The 453-nt window shown below is 60.3% G+C and carries 1 protein-coding gene; it reads right to left on the bottom strand.

Annotated features, from left to right (window positions below; genetic code table 11):
- The coding region (locus tag H7U32_RS10235; RefSeq protein WP_239457680.1) for a DUF4366 domain-containing protein at positions 1-375 on the bottom strand (375 nt) is incomplete at its 3' end.
- Positions 376-453 lie beyond the last annotated feature (78 nt).

The following is a 453-nucleotide window of genomic DNA, read 5'->3' as shown; positions in this document are numbered from 1 at the left end:
GGTACAGGTGGCGGGCTGTTCTTGGGTGGTCTGTTCGTCCTCCATCAGCGCCATCAGGTCGGCCTCGTCCACCTGGTTTAAGAAGTGGACGGCAGTTTCCTTATCCTCGTTGGCCCGGTCAATGAGGATGTAGAAGTAGTTGCCCGCCTTGGTGGTGACGGTGATGAGCTGCTTGTTGCCGCCGAAATCATCCACCAGGGCGGCGTTGCCCTCCGGGGTCAGGGCCGGACTGTCCTCGGTTTCCTCCACCACCACATTGCCGTCATTGGTAGCGTCCTCCGCCGGGGGCTGATCCGTTCCCTGGGCAAAAGCGGTGACAGAAAAACCGCCCATCAGCACCAGGGCGGCGCAGAGGACGGAAAAGGTCTTGAACATTCTCTTATTCCTCATGGCTGATCTCCTCCTGTTCGGTGTAGTCAGCAGAGGCATCGGCCATGCCGGGAACCGTGCCGC

The sequence above is a fragment of the Bifidobacterium pullorum subsp. saeculare genome, from assembly GCF_016899725.1.
Taxonomy (GTDB): Bacteria; Actinomycetota; Actinomycetes; order Actinomycetales; family Bifidobacteriaceae; genus Bifidobacterium; species Bifidobacterium pullorum_C.
This window is presented reverse-complemented; position numbering and strand designations above follow the sequence as displayed.